This is a genomic window from Novosphingobium sp. SG754 (assembly GCF_013149315.1).
Lineage (GTDB): Bacteria > Pseudomonadota > Alphaproteobacteria > Sphingomonadales > Sphingomonadaceae > Novosphingobium > Novosphingobium capsulatum.
The window spans coordinates 133,158-150,930 of sequence record NZ_JABGCC010000001.1 but is presented as its reverse complement, the minus strand read 5'-3'; the positions used below and the strand labels follow the sequence as shown (position 1 = coordinate 150,930).

18 protein-coding genes are annotated in these 17,773 nt (G+C 64.0%); 7 read left to right on the top strand and 11 right to left on the bottom strand.

The genetic code is table 11. The features are described 5' to 3' along the window. Nucleotides 1-10: 10 nt before the first annotated feature. The 3 genes from FHW97_RS00745 to FHW97_RS00735 all read right to left on the bottom strand — a co-directional run bounded on the left by FHW97_RS00745 (nt 11) and on the right by FHW97_RS00735 (nt 2,276). Nucleotides 11-433: a hypothetical protein gene (locus FHW97_RS00745; protein WP_022678142.1), complete on the bottom strand. Its 423-nt coding sequence runs from the start codon at nt 431-433 to the stop codon at nt 11-13. 89 nt (nt 434-522) lie between these two features. Next, nucleotides 523-1,965: a metalloprotease TldD gene (gene tldD, locus FHW97_RS00740; RefSeq protein WP_169041694.1), complete on the bottom strand. Its 1,443-nt coding sequence runs from the start codon at nt 1,963-1,965 to the stop codon at nt 523-525. An 89-nt stretch (nt 1,966-2,054) separates the two neighbouring features. Further along, on the bottom strand, nt 2,055-2,276 hold the full coding sequence (locus FHW97_RS00735) for a zinc-finger domain-containing protein (RefSeq protein ID WP_022678140.1): 222 nt from the start codon (nt 2,274-2,276) through the stop codon (nt 2,055-2,057). A gap of 96 nt (nt 2,277-2,372) precedes the next feature. On the opposite strand from FHW97_RS00735, the gene FHW97_RS00730 reads away from it, so the two are divergent. After that, on the top strand, nt 2,373-3,332 hold the full coding sequence (locus tag FHW97_RS00730) for an ABC transporter ATP-binding protein (protein ID WP_054132697.1): 960 nt from the start codon (nt 2,373-2,375) through the stop codon (nt 3,330-3,332). A gap of 90 nt (nt 3,333-3,422) precedes the next feature. On the opposite strand, the gene FHW97_RS00725 is transcribed toward FHW97_RS00730, so the two are convergent. Further along, on the bottom strand, nt 3,423-3,650 hold the full coding sequence (locus FHW97_RS00725) for a hypothetical protein (RefSeq protein WP_171797749.1): 228 nt from the start codon (nt 3,648-3,650) through the stop codon (nt 3,423-3,425). A 188-nt stretch (nt 3,651-3,838) separates the two neighbouring features. On the opposite strand from FHW97_RS00725, the gene nadB reads away from it, so the two are divergent. Next, on the top strand, nt 3,839-5,431 hold the full coding sequence (nadB, locus tag FHW97_RS00720) for an L-aspartate oxidase (protein WP_022678137.1): 1,593 nt from the start codon (nt 3,839-3,841) through the stop codon (nt 5,429-5,431). Between the two features lie 42 nt (nt 5,432-5,473). Here the strand turns inward: nadB and FHW97_RS00715 are convergent, their stop codons facing one another. Next, nucleotides 5,474-5,725 (bottom strand): GlsB/YeaQ/YmgE family stress response membrane protein, encoded by a 252-nt coding sequence (locus tag FHW97_RS00715; protein ID WP_022678136.1) that lies wholly within the window; start codon nt 5,723-5,725, stop codon nt 5,474-5,476. 667 nt (nt 5,726-6,392) lie between these two features. Here FHW97_RS00715 and FHW97_RS00710 point away from each other — a divergent pair. Both FHW97_RS00710 and FHW97_RS00705 read left to right on the top strand, forming a co-directional pair. Continuing rightward, nucleotides 6,393-8,459 (top strand): ribonucleoside-diphosphate reductase subunit alpha, encoded by a 2,067-nt coding sequence (locus FHW97_RS00710; protein ID WP_211183254.1) that lies wholly within the window; start codon nt 6,393-6,395, stop codon nt 8,457-8,459. Nucleotides 8,460-8,814: 355 nt separating this feature from the next. Next, nucleotides 8,815-9,207 (top strand): PepSY-associated TM helix domain-containing protein, encoded by a 393-nt coding sequence (locus FHW97_RS00705; protein ID WP_169041692.1) that lies wholly within the window; start codon nt 8,815-8,817, stop codon nt 9,205-9,207. A gap of 128 nt (nt 9,208-9,335) precedes the next feature. On the opposite strand, the gene FHW97_RS00700 is transcribed toward FHW97_RS00705, so the two are convergent. Then, nucleotides 9,336-9,593 (bottom strand): DUF2171 domain-containing protein, encoded by a 258-nt coding sequence (locus FHW97_RS00700; RefSeq protein WP_054132693.1) that lies wholly within the window; start codon nt 9,591-9,593, stop codon nt 9,336-9,338. Nucleotides 9,594-9,925: 332 nt separating this feature from the next. On the opposite strand from FHW97_RS00700, the gene FHW97_RS00695 reads away from it, so the two are divergent. Beyond that, on the top strand, nt 9,926-10,981 hold the full coding sequence (locus FHW97_RS00695; RefSeq protein ID WP_169041691.1) for a ribonucleotide-diphosphate reductase subunit beta: 1,056 nt from the start codon (nt 9,926-9,928) through the stop codon (nt 10,979-10,981). 90 nt (nt 10,982-11,071) lie between these two features. Here the strand turns inward: FHW97_RS00695 and FHW97_RS00690 are convergent, their stop codons facing one another. Then, entirely contained in the window at nt 11,072-11,884 is an 813-nt protein-coding gene (locus tag FHW97_RS00690; protein WP_171797748.1) for a MerR family transcriptional regulator, read from the bottom strand. Nucleotides 11,885-12,065: 181 nt separating this feature from the next. Here FHW97_RS00690 and FHW97_RS00685 point away from each other — a divergent pair, with 181 nt between their 5' ends. After that, nucleotides 12,066-13,229: an acyltransferase gene (locus tag FHW97_RS00685; protein WP_169041689.1), complete on the top strand. Its 1,164-nt coding sequence runs from the start codon at nt 12,066-12,068 to the stop codon at nt 13,227-13,229. A 281-nt stretch (nt 13,230-13,510) separates the two neighbouring features. Here the strand turns inward: FHW97_RS00685 and FHW97_RS00680 are convergent, their stop codons facing one another. From FHW97_RS00680 to FHW97_RS00670, 3 genes are all read right to left on the bottom strand, one after another. Then, nucleotides 13,511-14,431 carry an oxidoreductase gene (locus tag FHW97_RS00680; protein WP_171797747.1) on the bottom strand — a complete coding sequence of 307 codons (921 nt, stop codon included), beginning with the start codon at nt 14,429-14,431 and terminating at the stop codon, nt 13,511-13,513. Between the two features lie 74 nt (nt 14,432-14,505). Beyond that, nucleotides 14,506-15,147 (bottom strand): DsbA family oxidoreductase, encoded by a 642-nt coding sequence (locus FHW97_RS00675; RefSeq protein WP_171797746.1) that lies wholly within the window; start codon nt 15,145-15,147, stop codon nt 14,506-14,508. 19 nt (nt 15,148-15,166) lie between these two features. Continuing rightward, a complete protein-coding gene (locus FHW97_RS00670) occupies nt 15,167-15,784 on the bottom strand; it encodes an FMN-dependent NADH-azoreductase (RefSeq protein ID WP_171797745.1) in 618 nt (205 codons plus the stop codon). A 140-nt stretch (nt 15,785-15,924) separates the two neighbouring features. Between FHW97_RS00670 and FHW97_RS00665 the strand changes: the two genes are divergently transcribed. Continuing rightward, entirely contained in the window at nt 15,925-16,248 is a 324-nt protein-coding gene (locus tag FHW97_RS00665; protein WP_253941503.1) for a helix-turn-helix domain-containing protein, read from the top strand. A gap of 314 nt (nt 16,249-16,562) precedes the next feature. Here the strand turns inward: FHW97_RS00665 and FHW97_RS00660 are convergent, their stop codons facing one another. Beyond that, the gene (locus tag FHW97_RS00660) at nt 16,563-17,543 is read right to left on the bottom strand and encodes an IS110 family transposase (protein WP_253941502.1); all 981 of its coding nucleotides are present in this window, start codon (nt 17,541-17,543) and stop codon (nt 16,563-16,565) included. Nucleotides 17,544-17,773: the final 230 nt, after the last annotated feature.

Here is a 17,773-nt window from a genome sequence, read left to right as displayed (position 1 = left end):
GGCCTATCCGTCAGTTCGCCTGCGCCACTTTGTCGGGCTTGGTATAGGGAATGAACTTGTCGAGCCCGACGAACCCGCGCCAGAAACCGCTGGTGCGATCGCGCAGTTGCACGGTGTCGATCGCGCAGAGTTCCGAACCGGTTAGCCGGGTGACCAGGATATCATCGCTGCGCAGCGATTCGGCGCCCGTGCGCGGCTTCTGGACATAGAGCGTGCGGCCCGAATCATAGACGATCGCGGTCTTGTCAAATACCTGCGATCCGGCGACGGTGGGCATGTAGATGCAATCCACCGGCTTGCCCGGCACGCGCCCTTCCAGGCGCTTGTCCAGTTCCTGTTGCGGGGTCAGCCGCGGCTTGGCTTCGGCCATGGTTCCGGCCAGCGCCATGCTGCCCACGGCGAGCGAAAGAGCCAGCATTTTTGCCTGCTTCATCATGATTCGCCTCTTGGTCTTGCGTGTCTCGATCTTATGCCCGGCAGAATACCATGCCGGCGCTGAACTCCACCTGAAAAATGCAGGCGTCAGGCCGTGCCCCCCACCGTCAGCCCATCGACCAGCACAGTGGGCTGGCCCACGCCGGCCGGCACGCTCTGCCCACCCTTGCCACACACCCCGACGCCTTCATCCAGCGCGAAATCGTTGCCGATCCCGGTCACCCGCGTCAGCACGGTGGGGCCATCGCCGATCAGCGTGGCGCCCTTGATCGGATCGCCCAGCTTGCCGTTCTTGACGCGATAGGCCTCGGTGCAGGTAAACACGAACTTGCCGCTGGTGATATCCACCTGGCCGCCACCGAACGACTTGGCAAAGATGCCGTCCTTGACGCGCGACAGCAGTTCGGCCGGATCATCGTTGCCGCCGCGCATGAAAGTATTGGTCATGCGCGGCATCGGCGCATGGGCATAGCTTTCGCGCCGGCCATTGCCGGTCGGCGCCACACCCATCAGCCGGGCGTTGAGCCGATCCTGGATATAGCCTTTGAGGATGCCATCCTCGATCAGCACGTTTTCCTGGGTAGGCGTGCCTTCATCGTCGATCGAGAGCGAGCCGCGCCGGCCCTGCCCGCCCAGGCCGAGCAGCGTGCCATCGTCCACCACGGTCACGCCGGGCGCCGCCACGCGCTGGCCGATTCGCCCGGAAAAGGCGCTGGTGCCCTTGCGGTTGAAATCGCCTTCCAGGCCATGGCCAACCGCCTCGTGCAGCAACACGCCGGGCCAGCCCGGGCCGACCAGCACGGTCATCTCGCCCGCCGGTGCGGCCACGGCCGAAAGGTTGGTCACCGCCTGGTGCAGCGCCTGGTCGATGCCGCGGTTCCAGGTCTCGGGCAGGAACAGATCGTCATAGAGCCGCCGCCCACCGATCCCGAACGAGCCGGTTTCGCGGCGGCCCTGCTCTTCGACCACGACAGACACGTTGAGCCGCACCAGCGGGCGCACGTCATGCGCGATAAAGCCATCGGCGCGCACCACCTCGACCACCGACCATGAGCCGGAGAGCGAGGCAGAGACCTGCACCACGCGCGGATCGCGGGCGCGGGCGGCGGCATCGATCTGTTCGAGCAGGCGCACCTTGGCCTCGAACGGCACGCCATCGAGGGGCGAGGCATCGGTGTAGAGATGGCGGTTGTTGTTGCGCGGTGGCGGCGCGGGCTGGCCCTTGGCCGGATCGAGCAGCTTGAGCGTTTCGCCCGCCCGAGCGATCGCGGCGGCCGAAACCTCGTTGGCATGGGCAAAGCCGGTCATCTCGCCCGAAACGCCGCGCAGGCCAAAGCCGGCGTCGCGCGAATAGTCCGCCGTCTTCAGCCGCCCGTCGTCAAAGCCAAAGCTTTCGCTGGCCACGAATTGCAGGAACAGCTCGCCATCATCGCACGCGCCCAGCGCACCGCGCACCAGGCGTTGCGCGTCATCGGGGGTGAGCAGGCCAGGGCGATAGAGCAGCGAGCGGGTGTCGGCAGAAAGCGTCATCCTACCGATATAGGCACGCGCATGGCCGCTGGCCAGCGGCGTCCTGCCGGTGCGCCACAATTGGTGCGGCGCAACCGGTTAGCACCGGTTCAGGCGGCCTGCGTGGCGCCCGTGTCGGCCGGGCCGCCCTTGAGCACGAAGCGCTTGTCGCAATAGCCGCATTCGACATAGCCCTTCTCGTCGATCTCGAGCCACACGCGCGGGTGGCCAAGGGCGGAAGGCTTGAATGCGCCGGTCGTGCGGATGCCGCTCGACCCGTCGCAGCTGACGCGGGTGGCATCGGTGAAGATCGTTTCGGGTGGCTGGATCATGCCCCGCCGCCTAGCAAATGCCACCGCGCCGCACAATTGCCGTTTTGCCCCATTGAAGCCTTTACCTTGCGCGCGACTGGGGGCAGGAAGCGCGGCATGAACGCCCCCGCCTCCATCCCCGAAACCGCCGCCGAACCCGCCATCCGCATCCGCGACCTGGTCAAGCGCTATGCCGCCACGGGCAAGGCGCCGGCCAAGCTCGCGCTCGAAGGCGTCAGCTTCGATGTGCCGCGCGGGGAAATCTTCGGCCTGCTCGGCCCCAATGGCGCGGGCAAGTCCACGCTGATCAACACGCTGGCGGGCCTGGTCCTGAAAACCTCGGGCACGGTGGAAATCTGGGGCCACGATATCGATGCCGATCGGCGCAATGCCAAGGCGGCGATCGGCATCGTGCCGCAGGAAATCGTGTTCGACCCGTTCTTCACGCCGATCGAAGTGCTCGATATCCAGGCTGGCCTCTATGGCGTGCCCAAGCATCTGCGTCGCTCGATGGAACTGCTGCGCGCGGTGCACCTGGCCGACAAGGCCAAGGCCTATTCCCGCTCGCTGTCGGGCGGCATGAAGCGCCGCCTGCTGATTGCCAAGGCGATGGTCCACACCCCGCCCGTGCTGGTGCTGGACGAACCGACCGCCGGGGTGGACGTGGAGCTGCGCCGCCAGCTGTGGGAACTGGTGGGTGAACTCAATGCCGGCGGCGTGACCGTGGTCTTGACCACGCACTACCTGGAAGAAGCCGAGCAGCTGTGCGACCGCATCGCGATCATCAACCACGGTCGGTTGATCACCAACAAGCCGACGCGCGAACTGGTTGGCATGGCACGGGAAAAGGTCGTGGTGCTGACGCTGGACAAGCCGCTGGCACAGGCGCCGCAGCACCCCGCCTTCATCAAGGCGACCCTTAACGAAAGACAGGTGGAAATCACCTATGACAAGGATCGCAGCAACGCGGGTGAAGTCATGGCCCTGGTCCAGGCCATGGGCGTGCAGATCCTCGACGTATCGACCCGCGAAGCCGATCTGGAAGACGTGTTTGTGAGCCTGACCGCCGGCGCCTGAGACGCCGCTTCAGCGCCATGTGCGCCCAGCAAAAAGGGGGTGCAGCCACTGTGGCCGCGCCCCCTTTTTTTCGTCGGAAAAACCCCGTTGTTACTGGGCCTCGGCACCCTTTTCGTCCAGCGCTGGCGCCCGCATGGCGCGCCAGCCACCACCCTGGCGACGATAGATCCGCTTGCCGCAATGCACACATTCGGAATTGTAGTTGAAGCCATCCCAGGTGACTTTATCGCGCTGTGGGCGATGGCGGTTGAACAAGCACAGGACACGACCGAATACCATTTTTCGCCCGACTCCGATGGCACTTTTCAGATGGCGCACTCTTAACATTCCATCTGGTGAAAACGAAATGAAATTATAAGATATCTATATCTTAAGTTATATATCTCCCGTTCCGGCCTGCGGCCAGCACGGGCCACCGCGCGGCAAATCCCTTTCCAAACCCGGCCCGCGCGGGCAAAGAGGCGCGCGTGAGCATCAAGACCCCCCCTTTCTCGCACGGCCCAGCCATGAGCGGGCACGACGTTCTCATCATCGGCTCGGGCGCAGCCGGGCTTACCGCCGCGCTGGTTCTGGCGGAACGCTGCCGCGTCATGGTGCTGGCCAAGGGCCGACTCGACGGGGGGTCAACCGCGTGGGCCCAGGGTGGCATTGCCGCCGTACTCGACGAAGGTGACACTTTCGAGGATCACGTGCGCGACACGATGATCGCGGGATGTGGCCTCAACCGGCGGGAAACCGTGGAATACGTGGTGGAGCATGCGCCCGAGGCGATTGCCCGCTTGGGCGAAATCGGCGTGCCGTTCAACGAAGAGGCCGGCAGCCTGCACCTGACCCGCGAAGGCGGCCATTCGCACCGCCGCATCGTCCATGTCGATGATGCCACCGGCGCGGCCGTTCAGCAGGCGCTGATCCGCGCGGCGATGGCGCACCCCAACATCACGCTCAAGCCCGACATGGTGGCGATCGACCTTGTCACCGACCGGCACCGCGCCCACCCCAAGGGCGATCGCCGCGTGTGGGGCTGCTATGCCCTCAACACCGCCAGCGGCAAGGTCGAATGCCTCACCGCGCGCGCCACGATCCTGGCGACCGGCGGCGCGGGCCGCACCTATCTGTTCAGCACGGCCCCGCGCGGGGCAACTGGTGATGGCATTGCCATGGCCTGGCGCGCGGGCTGCCGCGTATCCAACATGGAATTCATGCAGTTCCACCCCACCTGCCTTTACAATCTGGAGGTCAAGAACTTCCTGATCACCGAGGCGGTGCGCGGCGAAGGTGGGCACCTCAAGATCCCGCCCGGCTTCCCCGGCGGTGGCGAGCGCTTCATGCCGCGCTTCGACCCGCGCGAGGAACTGGCCCCGCGCGACGTGGTGGCCCGCGCCATCGACCACGAGATCAAGCGACTGGGGCTGGACTATGTCCACCTCGACATCAGCCACAAGGATCCCGAATTCGTTCGCGGCCACTTCCCCAATATCTATGAGCGGCTGCTGGGTCTGGGCATCGACATGACGCGCGAGCCGATCCCGGTGGTGCCGGCGCAGCACTATACCTGCGGCGGCGTGCTGGTGGACCTGTCCGGGCGCACCGATCTCACCGGGCTCTATGCCGTGGGCGAATGCTCGGAAAGCGGGCTCCATGGCGCCAACCGCCTGGCATCGAACAGCCTGCTCGAATGCTTCGTGTTCGGCGACGCTGCCGCGCGCAACATTCTCGATTGCTGGGACGAGTTTTCACCCCCGCCCGAAGTGCGCGGCTGGGACGAAAGCCGCGTGGCCGATTCCGACGAAGACGTGGTGATCAAGCAGAACTGGACCGAGCTGCGCCGGTTCATGTGGAACTACGTGGGCATCGTGCGCACCAACAAGCGCTTGGAGCGCGCCGCCCATCGCATTGCCCTGCTGCAGAGCGAGATCAACGAATACTATGGCAATGTTCGCGTCACGGCCGATCTGATCGAGTTGCGCAACCTGCTCCAGGCCGCAGACCTGATCGTGCAGAGCGCGCGGGCGCGGCGCGAGAGCCGCGGACTGCATTACAACCAGGATTTCCCCCAGGCGCAGCCCGCCGCGCGCGAGACGATTCTGGTGCCCGGCTGACCGGCGGCCGGGCCCCTGCCCGGCCCCGCCATCAAGACCCTACTACCAGAAGTGGCGGCCCAGATAGATCAACAGCATCGCGCCCAGTACCGAGGCGAGGCAACCGGCGCGGTTGAACCCCTCGCTCACGCTGCCGCGTCCCGCCAGGCTCGATGCCAGGCCGGCCACCAGCGCGCCGCCGATGCCCAGCGCGATCGTGCGGGCAAGGCCAATCTCCACTGCGCCGGGATAGAGAAAGCGGGCGGCGATGCCGACCAGCAGCCCCGACAGCAGCATCGAAAGGATATCGCGCATTACTCGTTCCTCCTGTGCGAAGGTGCCGCGCCCGGCAGCGGCGTGCCGCCCAGCCCTGTGGTCCTCCACTTAGTACACCCCCTATGGGTAGTGCGGCTGGGGATATCGTGCCAGTGCCTCTGGACATCGTATTTTCCACAGCAAAGCCAGCGGGTACGAAAAATATTTCGGACCCGTCATTTTTCCCTTGAAGCCTTGGAAAGCCCGCGCGTCGCTGCACTGCAGCATGAGTGGGGCAGCGACGAAGCGAATCGTACTTGCGACGAATCGCGTAGCCCTTGAGGGCATGTGCCACTTGCCTGCCAGACCCGGTTCAAGCACTATGGGTTGTGGTCGTGGCCACGGAGGGCAACCAAACCTAGTTATATGTCAGGATGCACCCCATATAGGGTGCATGTGGCTCGTCCACCGTGGCGGAGCCTTTGACGTTGCTTGGGTTTTCGGCGTCGCGGCATGGCAGACAGGGATTCTGTTCCCTTTCTGTTTCAATTTATGGCATGATCGCGGGCGCGTTGAGTCGTCTCTCGTTCTGCCACCGAAGTCAGGCTGCAAGGGCCAGCACATGCTGGATCGCGCGGCCATTGGCAGTGTCAGCAATATCCGGTCCGTCACTCGCGGCGGGCCTCGTGCAAACGGGGAATGGAAAGTGAATTTCAGGACCGGGGAAATGAACGATGGAACGGCTGTGATGGCGCAGGACGAACTGGGACTGGAAGGTGGCCTGGCCACCCTCGAACGCGACGCCGCGCCGGAGACCCCGGCAACCGCAACCAAGGCCACGCGCAAGGCTGCGCAACCGGCGGAAGCAAAGGCAGTGGACATGCAGGCAGACGACAAGGGTAGCGCGGATCTGGTTTCGGCCGCGGCCGCGATCATGGCCAGCGCGACGAGCGATGCCGCAAAGGCCCCGCCAATCGATTCCAAGTCGGTCAACCCGCGCCGCTTTACCATCGTCACCGATGCCGCGCGCGACGCCAAGCTGACGATCTTCGGCAAGGACACGCTCGACGATCGCTATCTGCTGCCCGGTGAAACCTACCAGGATCTGTTCGCGCGCGTGGCCGATGCCTATGCCGACGACCAGGACCACGCCCAGCGGCTCTATGACTACATCTCCAAGCTGTGGTTCATGCCCGCCACGCCCGTGCTGTCGAACGGCGGCACTGGCCGCGGCCTGCCGATCTCGTGCTATCTCAACTCGGTGGAAGACAGCCTGGAAGGCATCGTCAAGACCTGGAACGAGAACGTATGGCTCGCCTCGCGCGGGGGCGGCATCGGCACCTATTGGGGCAATGTCCGCGGGATCGGCGAAAATGTCGGCCTCAACGGCAAGACCAGCGGGATCATCCCCTTCGTCCGCGTGATGGACAGCCTGACGCTGGCCATCAGCCAGGGCTCGCTGCGCCGTGGCTCGGCCGCATGCTATCTCGACATCTCGCACCCCGAGATCGAAGAGTTCCTCGAAATCCGCAAGTCTTCGGGCGATTTCAACCGCAAGGCCCTGAACCTGCACCACGGCGTGCTACTGACCGACGAGTTCATGGAAGCCGTGCGGGATGGCGCCGAATTCGCGCTGCGCAGCCCTAAGGACAAGTCGGTGCGCGGCAAGGTCGATGCCCGCTCGCTGTTCCAGAAGCTGGTCGAAGTGCGCCTGGCCACCGGCGAACCCTATATCGTGTTCTCCGACACCGTGAACCGCATGATGCCCAAGCATCACCGCGATCTGGGGCTGAAGGTTTCCACCTCCAACCTCTGCTCGGAAATCACGCTGCCCACCGGGATCGATCACCTCGGCAATGATCGCACCGCGGTGTGCTGTCTCTCCTCGCTCAACCTGGAAACCTGGGACGAGTGGCAGGGTGACAAGCACTTCGTGGAAGACGTGCTGCGCTTCCTCGACAACGTGCTGCAGGACTTCATCGATCGTGCGCCCGACGAGATGGCCCGCGCCAAGTATTCCGCCGCGCGCGAGCGTTCGGTCGGCATGGGCGTGATGGGCTTCCACTCGTTCCTGCAGAAGAAGGGCATTGCCTTCGAATCCGCCATGGCCAAGGCGTGGAACCTCAAGATGTTCCGCCATATCGCCGCCAAGGCCGACGAAGCCTCGCTGCTGCTCGCGCAGGAACGCGGCCCCTGCCCCGATGCGGCAGACATGGGCGTGATGCAGCGCTTCTCGTGCAAGATGGCGATCGCGCCGACCGCGTCGATCTCGATCATCTGCGGCGGTACCTCGGCCTGCATCGAGCCGATCCCGGCGAACATCTACACGCACAAGACGCTGTCGGGCTCGTTCGTGGTCAAGAACCCCTATCTGGAAAAGCTGCTGCGCGAAAAGTCCAAGGATTCCACCAATGTGTGGAATTCGATCCTGGAACGCGGCGGCTCGGTCCAGCATCTCGAGTTCCTCTCGGCCGACGAGAAGGCGGTCTACAAGACCAGCTTCGAAATCGACCAGCGCTGGCTGCTCGAATTCTCGGCCGACCGCACGCCCTATATCGACCAGGCGCAGTCGCTGAACCTCTATATCCCGGCTGATGTCGACAAGTGGGACTTGCTGATGCTCCACTTCCAGGCTTGGGAAAAGGGCATCAAGTCGCTCTATTACCTGCGCTCCAAGTCGGTGCAGCGCGCCGGTTTTGCCGGTGGCGTGGAAGCGGACAACACCGCCGAGGCACGCCGGATCGAGCTTGACGTCAAGCAGACCGATTACGAGGAATGCCTGGCCTGCCAATAAGTGCTTGCCAATAAGGGCCAACCGCTGACCGCCTGGCGATAGGTATTTATCGCTCGAGGCGCTTCATCGAGGCCATTGGGGAAACGAGGGGGCGATCGGCCAGCATGGCACGATCGCCCCTTCCGGCCCCACCCAGCGGTCCCACCCGCCGGAATCGCGCCATTCGCTATCCTGCCCGTGATCGTTACCCAGTGAGCGTCACCCATGCCGGACCACGCCAAGACCCTGCCGATGTTACAGATGGCGACATTTCGCTGCTTGCCCCGGCCGGCAACACACCGTCACAAGGCGGCACGGCCCGGCGATGCCAATGCCGGTATCGGCAGCGGGCCACAGGACCATAGGGGATCGTTCAATGCGCAAGTGGCACCGCTGGATTTCGGTGTTTTTCGGAGTCTTCCTGTTGTGGATCGCCGTGACGGGCACGCTCAGCCAGGTTGTTCCGCTGCTCAGCGGCGGGGACGGCGACCGGCCGGCCAAGACCATGGCGGATGCAACCCCGGCCAAGCCGGCGTTCGTCTGCCCGCCGGACTATATGTGCCGGCCCAAGCCCAAGGGCGGCAAGTCGGTCGTCGGGTTGCTGCACCATCTGCATTCGGGCGAAAGCTTTGGGCCGGTCGGGGTGCTGATCAGCACGCTGTCGGGCTTTGCGATGATCTTCTTCAGCTTTTCCGGGCTGTGGATGTACATCCAGATGTGGCGCAACCGCAAGGATCGCAACCTCAAGCCGGGCTGGTTCTGGAACTAGGCGACCACGGAAAAAGCGCCTCGCCACTTACGACGTGGAGCGAGGCGCCTTCCGGTCGCCAGGGACGACCTAGCCGCGAAGGGGACGCGGCTTTTCGTGAAACTTTACCCAATATGGGAAGCGGAAACCTACTTTTCCTCTTCCTCAAAGGTCAGGGCGACGTCGGCGTTGGCCGAAAGACGCACCGTGTCGCCCTCGACTCCGGCCACCAGGCCGAGCGACAGGTAATGATGGTGCCCTTCGTGGGCGCCGCTCTTGGCCTTGGTCAGCTTGATGCGATGTCCATCGACATGATCGACCGTGCCGACCGGGGCACCGTCTGCGCCGATGACGGCCATGTGCTCGCGAATCTGGCTTGCGATGGGATTGCTGTCGTTGCCGGTCATGCCCAGCCTCCTGCATTGTGTGGTGGTATGAGGGATGCGGGCCGTGTTCGCCCGTTTGCCCCTGTGCCCACAATGCCGCGCCGGGCCGGCCGTTCCCGGCATTATACCCTGCGATCGCATGCCGCGCCCGAATGGGCAGACACCGCAGGTTGGCGCAAACCGGAATGCGCCCGTCGTGCCGCGCAGTGCCGCCGCGCCGGCGCCCCGCCGCTTCGTTCTGGCCGATGGCGAAACCGCCCTGGCCCCTTGCCCATGCCCGTGCCCTCCAGGCCGGCTTTCCTTGCCGCCTGAAACAGCCCATATTCTTTCGAATTCCAACAGGATTGCCACCCATGTCCCTTCTTGAAGCCCGCAAGACCTACAAGCCCTTCGAATATCCCTGGGCCTATGAATACTGGAAGCGTCAGCAACAGATTCACTGGATGCCGGAAGAAGTGCCGCTGGGCGAGGATTGCCGCGACTGGGCGCAGAAGCTGTCGGACCACGAGCGCAACCTGCTCACCCAGATTTTCCGCTTCTTCACCCAGGCCGACGTGGAAGTGCAGGATTGCTACCACGAAAAGTATGGCCGGGTGTTCAAGCCCACCGAAGTGAAGATGATGCTGGCCTCGTTCTCCAACATGGAAACGATTCACATCGCGGCCTATTCGCACCTGCTCGACACGATCGGCATGCCGGAAAGCGAATACGGCATGTTCCTCGAATACGCCGAAATGAAGGACAAGCATGATTACATGCAGAACTTCGGCGTGGACAGCGACGAAGACATTGCCCGCACCCTGGCGATGTTCGGCGGCTTCACCGAAGGCCTGCAGTTGTTCGCCTCGTTCGCGATGCTGATGAACTTCCCGCGCTTCAACAAGATGAAGGGCATGGGGCAGATCGTCTCGTGGTCGGTGCGCGATGAATCGCTGCACTGCGAAGGCATCACCCGCCTGTTCAAGGAATTCTGCAACGAGCGCCAGTGCCTGACCAAGGCGGTGAAGGAAGACATCCTCGATTGCTGCCAGAAGACCGTGCGCCTGGAAGATGCCTTCATCGACCTGGCATTCGAGCAGGGCCCCGTTCCGGGGATGAGCCCCAAGGAAATCAAGCGCTACATCCGCTATATCGCCGATTGGCGCCTGGGCCAGTTGGGCTTTGATCCGATCTACATGATCGAGGAGCACCCGCTGCCCTGGCTGACCCCGCTGCTCAACGGGGTGGAGCACGCCAACTTCTTCGAAACGCGCGCCACCGAATATTCCAAGGCGGCCACGCGCGGCAACTGGAACGATGTGTGGTCGAACTTCGACAACCGCCGCAACGCCAAGGCAGCCAACACGCTCGAAGAACCGACCGAAGAAGACGTCGACATGTTCGGCGCGGCCGGCATCGCTGCCGAATAAGGCCCCGAACAGGGCATAGGCCTCACGCCAACGAGAGCCTCGTCCCGTGCGCCGTGCACGGGGCGAGGCTCTTGCGCATGGAGCGGCTGATCAGGCCGGCGGCGCCATGAACGCGGGCAAGGGGCCGATATCCTTGCCCGCCTTGCGTGCGGCCGCGGCCGCGGCGGCGATGAAATCCCAGACCGGCTTGCTGAAGCCGGGATCGGCCTCGCCCTGCCAGTTGTCCATGTCGGCATAGAGGCGGCTCGCCCCTTCCCACATCATCGGGCTGGCCTGGCGCGTGAACGGTTCGAGCAACGCCAGCCATTCCCGCACCAGCGCCAATGCGGCATCGCTGGCAGGATCAAGCGGCAACTTGGCCGCGATGCGACGCCCCAGTGCCTGCCACTGCGCATGATAGGCTGCTTGGTCAAACGGGGCCGCCCCGGGCATCGCCGCCTGCCAGTGGGACTGCTCTTCTGCCGTATAGTAGCGATCGAGCACCTCTTTCCACGCCTGTTGTCCATCTGTCATCATCGTATCTCCCTTGCGGATCAGCGAGCAGAGCGTCGCGGCATCGAGCGGCTCGCCTCGGCCGACGCGGGACAATGCGGAATCGATCAGCGTCAAAGCCTCGGTGATCTCGGCGGCCTGCTGCGCCAGGCGCACGCGCTGCGCCGACAGCAGGGCGGCCAGATCGATCGGCTTGCGATCGAACAGGCGCTTGATCTCAGCGAGGCTCAACCCGGCTTTCTTCAACGCCACGATGCGGTGGATGCGCTCAAGATCGGCCGGGCCGTACCAGCGCCGCCCGGATTGGGTGCGCAGCGGCGCCAAGAGCCCGCGCGCCTCGTAAAAGCGCAAGGCGCGGGCAGTCAGCCCCGTACGGCGGACCACGTCATCGATGGCAAACGAATCATCCATGACCGCGATCTAGCGGTTGACCCTGCGTCAACATCAACCCCCTTGGCGCGCGGCGCCACGGCAATGGCTCGGTTTCCGATCCACCACGCGTTGCGATGCCGATGCAAAACCACGATCCCATGCCACACCCGGCGCGCCGCAACCTGGCTACCCGGAAGCGGACGCAAGGGGGCGCTGGCAGATGACAGATGGCGCGCGCGCTGGCGCGACGGATCTCGGCGAAAGCCAGCACGTTACACAGCGGTTTGGCCTGCTCGATGCCTTGCGCGGCGTGGCGGCGCTGGTCGTGCTGGCCTATCACCTGGTGCAGCAGCACAGCCTTTCGGCCCTGCCCCATGCCGGGCTGGCAGTCGACTTCTTCTACACGCTGTCAGGCTTCGTCATCGCCTTTGCCTATCACGCGCAGGTGCGCGACGGGCGCTTGTCGCGGGCCGGCTTTGCCCGGGCGCGGGCGCGGCGGCTCTATCCCCTGCTGGCGCTGGGCACGGTGATGGGCTTTAGCGTGTTTCTGGGCGCGGTGTTCCTGCGCCACAGCGTGTCGTTGCGCGATGCCCTGCTCGCGCTCGGCTTTGCCCTCGCCCTGCTGCCCTGCCCGCTGTTTCCACAATGGCCCACTGCCTTTCCGCTCAACATGGCGGCATGGTCCCTCGCGTTCGAAGCCTATGTGAACATGGCCTATGCCCTTATCGCGCGGTTCCTGTCGCAGCAGGTGCTGCTCGGGCTGATCGGCCTGGGCGCCGTGCTGGTGGTGACAGACATCGCCCATTTCGGCCGCCTGATGGGCGGAACGGACAAAGCCGATTTTGCGTTTGGCGCAGCGCGGGTGGTCTATCCGTTCTTCACCGGCATCCTCATCTTCCGCTGGCGGCGCAGCCCCACGCGCCAGCACCCGTTGCTCGCCCTCATGCTGTGCGCCGCGCTTGCTGCCGCACTGCTGATCGCACCGGAACGCGGGGTCGGCCTTGATCCCGCCCTCTATGACGGCGCATTGGCGCTGCTCGGCTTTCCGCTGCTGGTCTGGCTGGCCTCCGCCGTTCCGCTCGATAAAAGGATGGCGCAGGCCGCGCACTGGCTCGGCCTGCTCAGCTACCCGATCTATATCCTGCAAGGCCCCGTGCTGCGCCTCGGTGTGGAGCTGGCCCGCCACGCCCCCTTGCCCGCGCCGGCCCTCGCGTGGGCGCAAGCTGTGGCCGTCATCGCCGTGGCCTGGGCCGCCACCCGCTGGTTCGACGCCCCCGTGCAAGCCTGGCTGCGCCGCGCAGAACGCCGGCGCCACGCCAAGGCAACGCCTGCCAACCAAGCCCAACCACCATTCCCGCCCGCCTTACGCTCATCACGGAGCTGATTTGCCTGCGGCCGCTCTGCTGGTGCATGATGCGCCGTGTTGGCGATGGGCTGCCGCTGAAGGGCCACCCAACACCGAATGATTGCAGCTTACTGACGTTAGTTTTCTGGCGTTTCGGCGCTACGGCCGACCTGACCTACGGGCAGCGGGGGGTAGCTCGCGACCAGTTTACGCCGTTCTGGTTGGCGGTGAGAACAACAGGTTGAGACAAAAACGGTCATCGTCGGCGTTGATGGCTACTCCGCAGCTAATGTCCACCTATCGCTAAGCGTAGGATGTCATTAGGAGACCGTAAGCGACAATGCAGGGTCGATTCCAGTCATCTTGACCGACACATCCCACAGCCGCCTGGCGAGCTGCGGATTCCTTGCGTCTTCGGAGGTCGTGCTTTCTCCCGAGGGACCTCGCAGCCCTGAAAAGCCAGTCGGCCCGTAATAGCCACCAGGCCTTATCCGACCCGTAGCCGCGTGCAATGCTCCCCAAGCGCCCATGGCAGGCTTGGCGAACAGGGCACCGATCATGATCATCACGATATTGCCCCACCAGCTGCTCCGGGCGAGGTTTGTTCCAACGAGACCCGGATGGCAGGCCACCGCCTCGACCGGCACGCCCGCCGCCCGCAAACGTCGGTCGAGCTCGAAGACAAAGAGCAGGTTTGCCAGCTTGCTGGCAGCATAGCGTGGAAGCCACTTGTAGCTGTTCCTTGCATCGAGATCTTCCCACTCGATCTTCGCGCCCTTATGCTGCCCGCTGCTTGTGACGACAATGCGGGATCCCGGCGTCTCCATGAGCTTGGGCAGGAGCAGCGCGGAAAGCGCGAAGCAGCCGAGGTGGTTGACCCCGAACGTCTGCTCGAACCCCTGGGCTGTCCGCCTCAGCTTCGGGTCCTGCACACCGGCATTATTGATCAGCACGTCCAGACGGGGCTCTGTGCCAGCTCGTTCGGCAGCGCGTCGCACACTCGCCAGGTCCGCCAGGTCGAGTGGTATGAACGCGAGATCAGCTGCCGGAGTCTCCCGTCGGATCCGGCGCATGGCCTCGGTAGTCTTCGCCTCATCGCGGCAGGCCAGGAGCACGCGCCCGCGCCGCTCGGCCAGCAGGCGAGCAACCTCGAACCCGATGCCGGTATTTGCTCCAGTGACCATGAAGCACTTGCCGGCCTGATCGGGCACATCCGCAGTCGTAAAACCTTCTTGCAACATGGATATCTCCTCGCTCTCGATGTGCCTGAGGCCTGTCGCTCTGGTGGGAATTGGCGGATGCTCGCGAAATTCGGTCAAGCGGACGCTGGGATGGAAGCAGCCTGACGGACGGCCGTGGCGATCTCGTCTTCGCCGCGGCCGCCATGGATCGCGATCCGTCCGCCAAAGACGAAGTGGGGGACCGAACGAACGCCAGCGGCAGCGGACTGCGCCGCCTCCTCCTCGACCCGCCGATGTTGCGCCGGGTCCAGCGCAAGTGCACGGGCCGCCTCGCGCTCAAATCCGTGACCTGCGGCAATGTCGGCGAGGACATCGGCATCAGATATGTTCTTCGCCTCCAGGAAATACGCGTCGCTGATGGCAACCGCGAGGGCATGGCCCGTTCCCGACGCCTGCGCGGCCAAGATCAGCCCGTGGGCTGCCTGCGTTCTGTACGCCCAAGGCTGACGGCTGAGATCAAGGTCCAGGCCAGACGCCCTCGCTTCCGCTTCGGGCCGTGCGAAGGCGGCCTTGGGATCGGTCACCCCGTACCGCGAGCGGAGCAGGTCAGGGATGTACAGGCCTTCCGCCGGCGCGTCGGGAAGCAGGAGCACCGGATGCTGTCGGATGTTCACCGCCAGATCAGGGAAACGTTCGGCCAGCACCTTGTCCAGCCGGTAATGCCCGATGATGCACCAGGGGCAGGTGATCTCGGTATAGAGGTCGATGTGCAACATGATGTCGTCCTTTCGCGGATCAGGCGGCCTTCTTGAGCACGGCGTGGAGTTGGGCTTCAGTGGCGGCGATCGCGGCCTGGGCCGCCTCCGGCCCGAGGACGGTGCCTTCGACGCGGATGACCTCGACGTCGGTCAAGCCGATGAAGCCCAGCAGGTGACGCAGATAGCCCGTCTGGAAATCGAAAGCGGCCCATTCACCTTGCGAGAAGATGCCGCCAGCGGCCGTGACCAGATAGACCTTCTTGCCAGTGAGCAGGCCGTGCGGGCCGGCCTCGCTGTAGCCGAAGGTCACGCCCGGCCAGGTGATATGATCGAACCAGGCCTTGAGCGGTGACGGCAGGCCGAAATTGATCATGCCCGAACCCAGGACGATGATGTCGGCGGCTTTGACTTCGTCGACCATGGTCTGTGCCAAGCCAACCGCCTCGACCTGGTCGGGTGTGCGTGCCTCGGCTGCAGCGACTCGGCCGTCTATATAGGCCCGGCCGATATGGGGTGGCGGATTGGCGGCGAGATTGCGGGTAATCACTGTTGCGCCAAGCCGTGCCTTGAGGCCCTCTGCGATCTCGTTGGCGAAGCGGCTGGACAGGCTCTCGGCGCCGCGGGGGCTCGAGGTGACGAGGAGAATATTGGTCATGGTTGCTCCAGGAGGGGTATGCTGGTATTGAATTGTTACTGACACTATTAAAGTGACCAACCAGCCCCTCGCAAGAAGGCACTCTCATGACACCTGGTGACATGGATTTCCCTACCCCCCATCCCGCAGGCGATTGTCGGATGGTGCGGGAGATCTTGGATCTCGTCGGGGACAAGTGGAGCCTTTACATCATTGCATCGCTCAAGGACGGGCCCGTACGCTTCAACGAACTGCGGCGTCGCATTGAAGGCATTTCGCAGCGAATGTTGACGATCACGCTGCGCGGACTGGAGCGCGACGGGCTGGTGAAGCGGACCTTGTTCCCCACAATCCCGCCGCGGGTGGATTATGAATTGACGGATGTTGGACGGTCATTGCTCGAACCGGTCATGGCACTCACCCTTTGGGCAAACGCCAATCAGCTGAATATCCAGCACGCTCGCGCCATTTATGATGCGGGCTAAGCTACGACCGGTAAAGCCGAAGACGGCCATTCGGCACCATGATCCCGAATGGCAGGAAAGTTGTCTAATTGATTCCCACATTGCCCTTCCTTTTTTCCCGTTCGCCAATGGTTGTCTTCGAGGTCATCGGGCAGCTGTGGCAGCTTCAGGTCCGAGCCTTCATGATCGCGGCCGAGCGGAATAGGTGGACGTCTCTGAGTCCCAAACGAGGTTTGATCCTCTACTTTTCTGACGAGATCGTCCTGGGCATGGCTGAACGGGATGAGGAACGCCGAGGATCAGGCCCAGCGAAACTCGGTCTCGTTCAGCCAAAGCTAATGGAGTAATGCGGCGAGCTTCCGTGCGACGGCCGTTCTGGCACGCCTGGGCCCTTTGGCTTCGGCGATTTTCCTGCCCCATGCCTGAAGGGCAAATGGCCGCTTCACCTGCGACAGTGCGACGTTGGCCGCTTCGTAAAGCGCCTTGCGCAACATGGGATCTCCCGCCTTCGAGATATGTCCGCTCACATCGCGTTCTCCCGATTGACTGCGTCGGGGGACAAGCCCCGCATAGGCGCCGACATCCTCGCTCCTTGCGAAGCGGTGGGGGTCTTCGATGGTAGCAGTGAAGGTGAGAGCCGTGATCGGGCCGACACCACGAATGCTCATCAGCCGGGCGCAGACCTCGTCCGCCTTCGCCCGATCGTTGAGCAGGCGATTGGAGGCGCGCAGTTGCTCCTCGATGGCTTCCATGGCGGCAATAAGCGGGGCGAACAGCGCCTTCAGATCCGGGCGCTGGGCGTAGAAGGCGGCCAGGCGTTCAGCACGCCGGCCCGGTGTTCTGGCGGTACCCATGCGCAAGCCGAACAGCTTCAGGAGCCCACGCAACTGATTGGCCATGGACGTGCGCGCGGTGATGAGCTGCGCGCGAATACGCAGGGCTGCCCTGTCGATATGCGTGGCCGACGCTTTCATGTGAACCCTCTTGTACCAGCCTGTACGCGCCAGTTGGGCAAGCCCTTCCGCATCGTGCACGTCGCTCTTGTTCACGCGTGCCGAAAGGACCCCCTTCGCGTGCCGCGCGCAGATGCATTCTATCGCGACAACGCGCTCGACCAGTCCGTGATACAGGAAAGTCGATAGCGTTCCTGTCTCCAGCACCACGCGGCTCAGCTCGGCACAATGCCTGTTGAGCCATTTGGCTAAAACGTCGGGATCGCTCACAACAACATCGCGACGTAGTACCTTACCGTCGGCGTCGACCACGCAGATATGCGTCGTCTTGTCGCTCACAGCCAATCCTGCGTACAACGGCATCGGTCACCCTCCTGCATTGAAGCGCCAAGGCGACTTCGTACCATGCACGAGGGTGGCTACATCAATTACGCGGCGTTCCAATTTCAGACGCAACCGATGCGATCAGGGCGAAGCCGTTTCCGCATGATACGGCGCCGGACGTCGCGCGCCCCTCAGATCGCCATCAAAGTGCCGAAGCCCTGCCTTGCCCTTCGGGCGCCAGCGCAGGGCTGGCGGCCGGGAGGAACTGC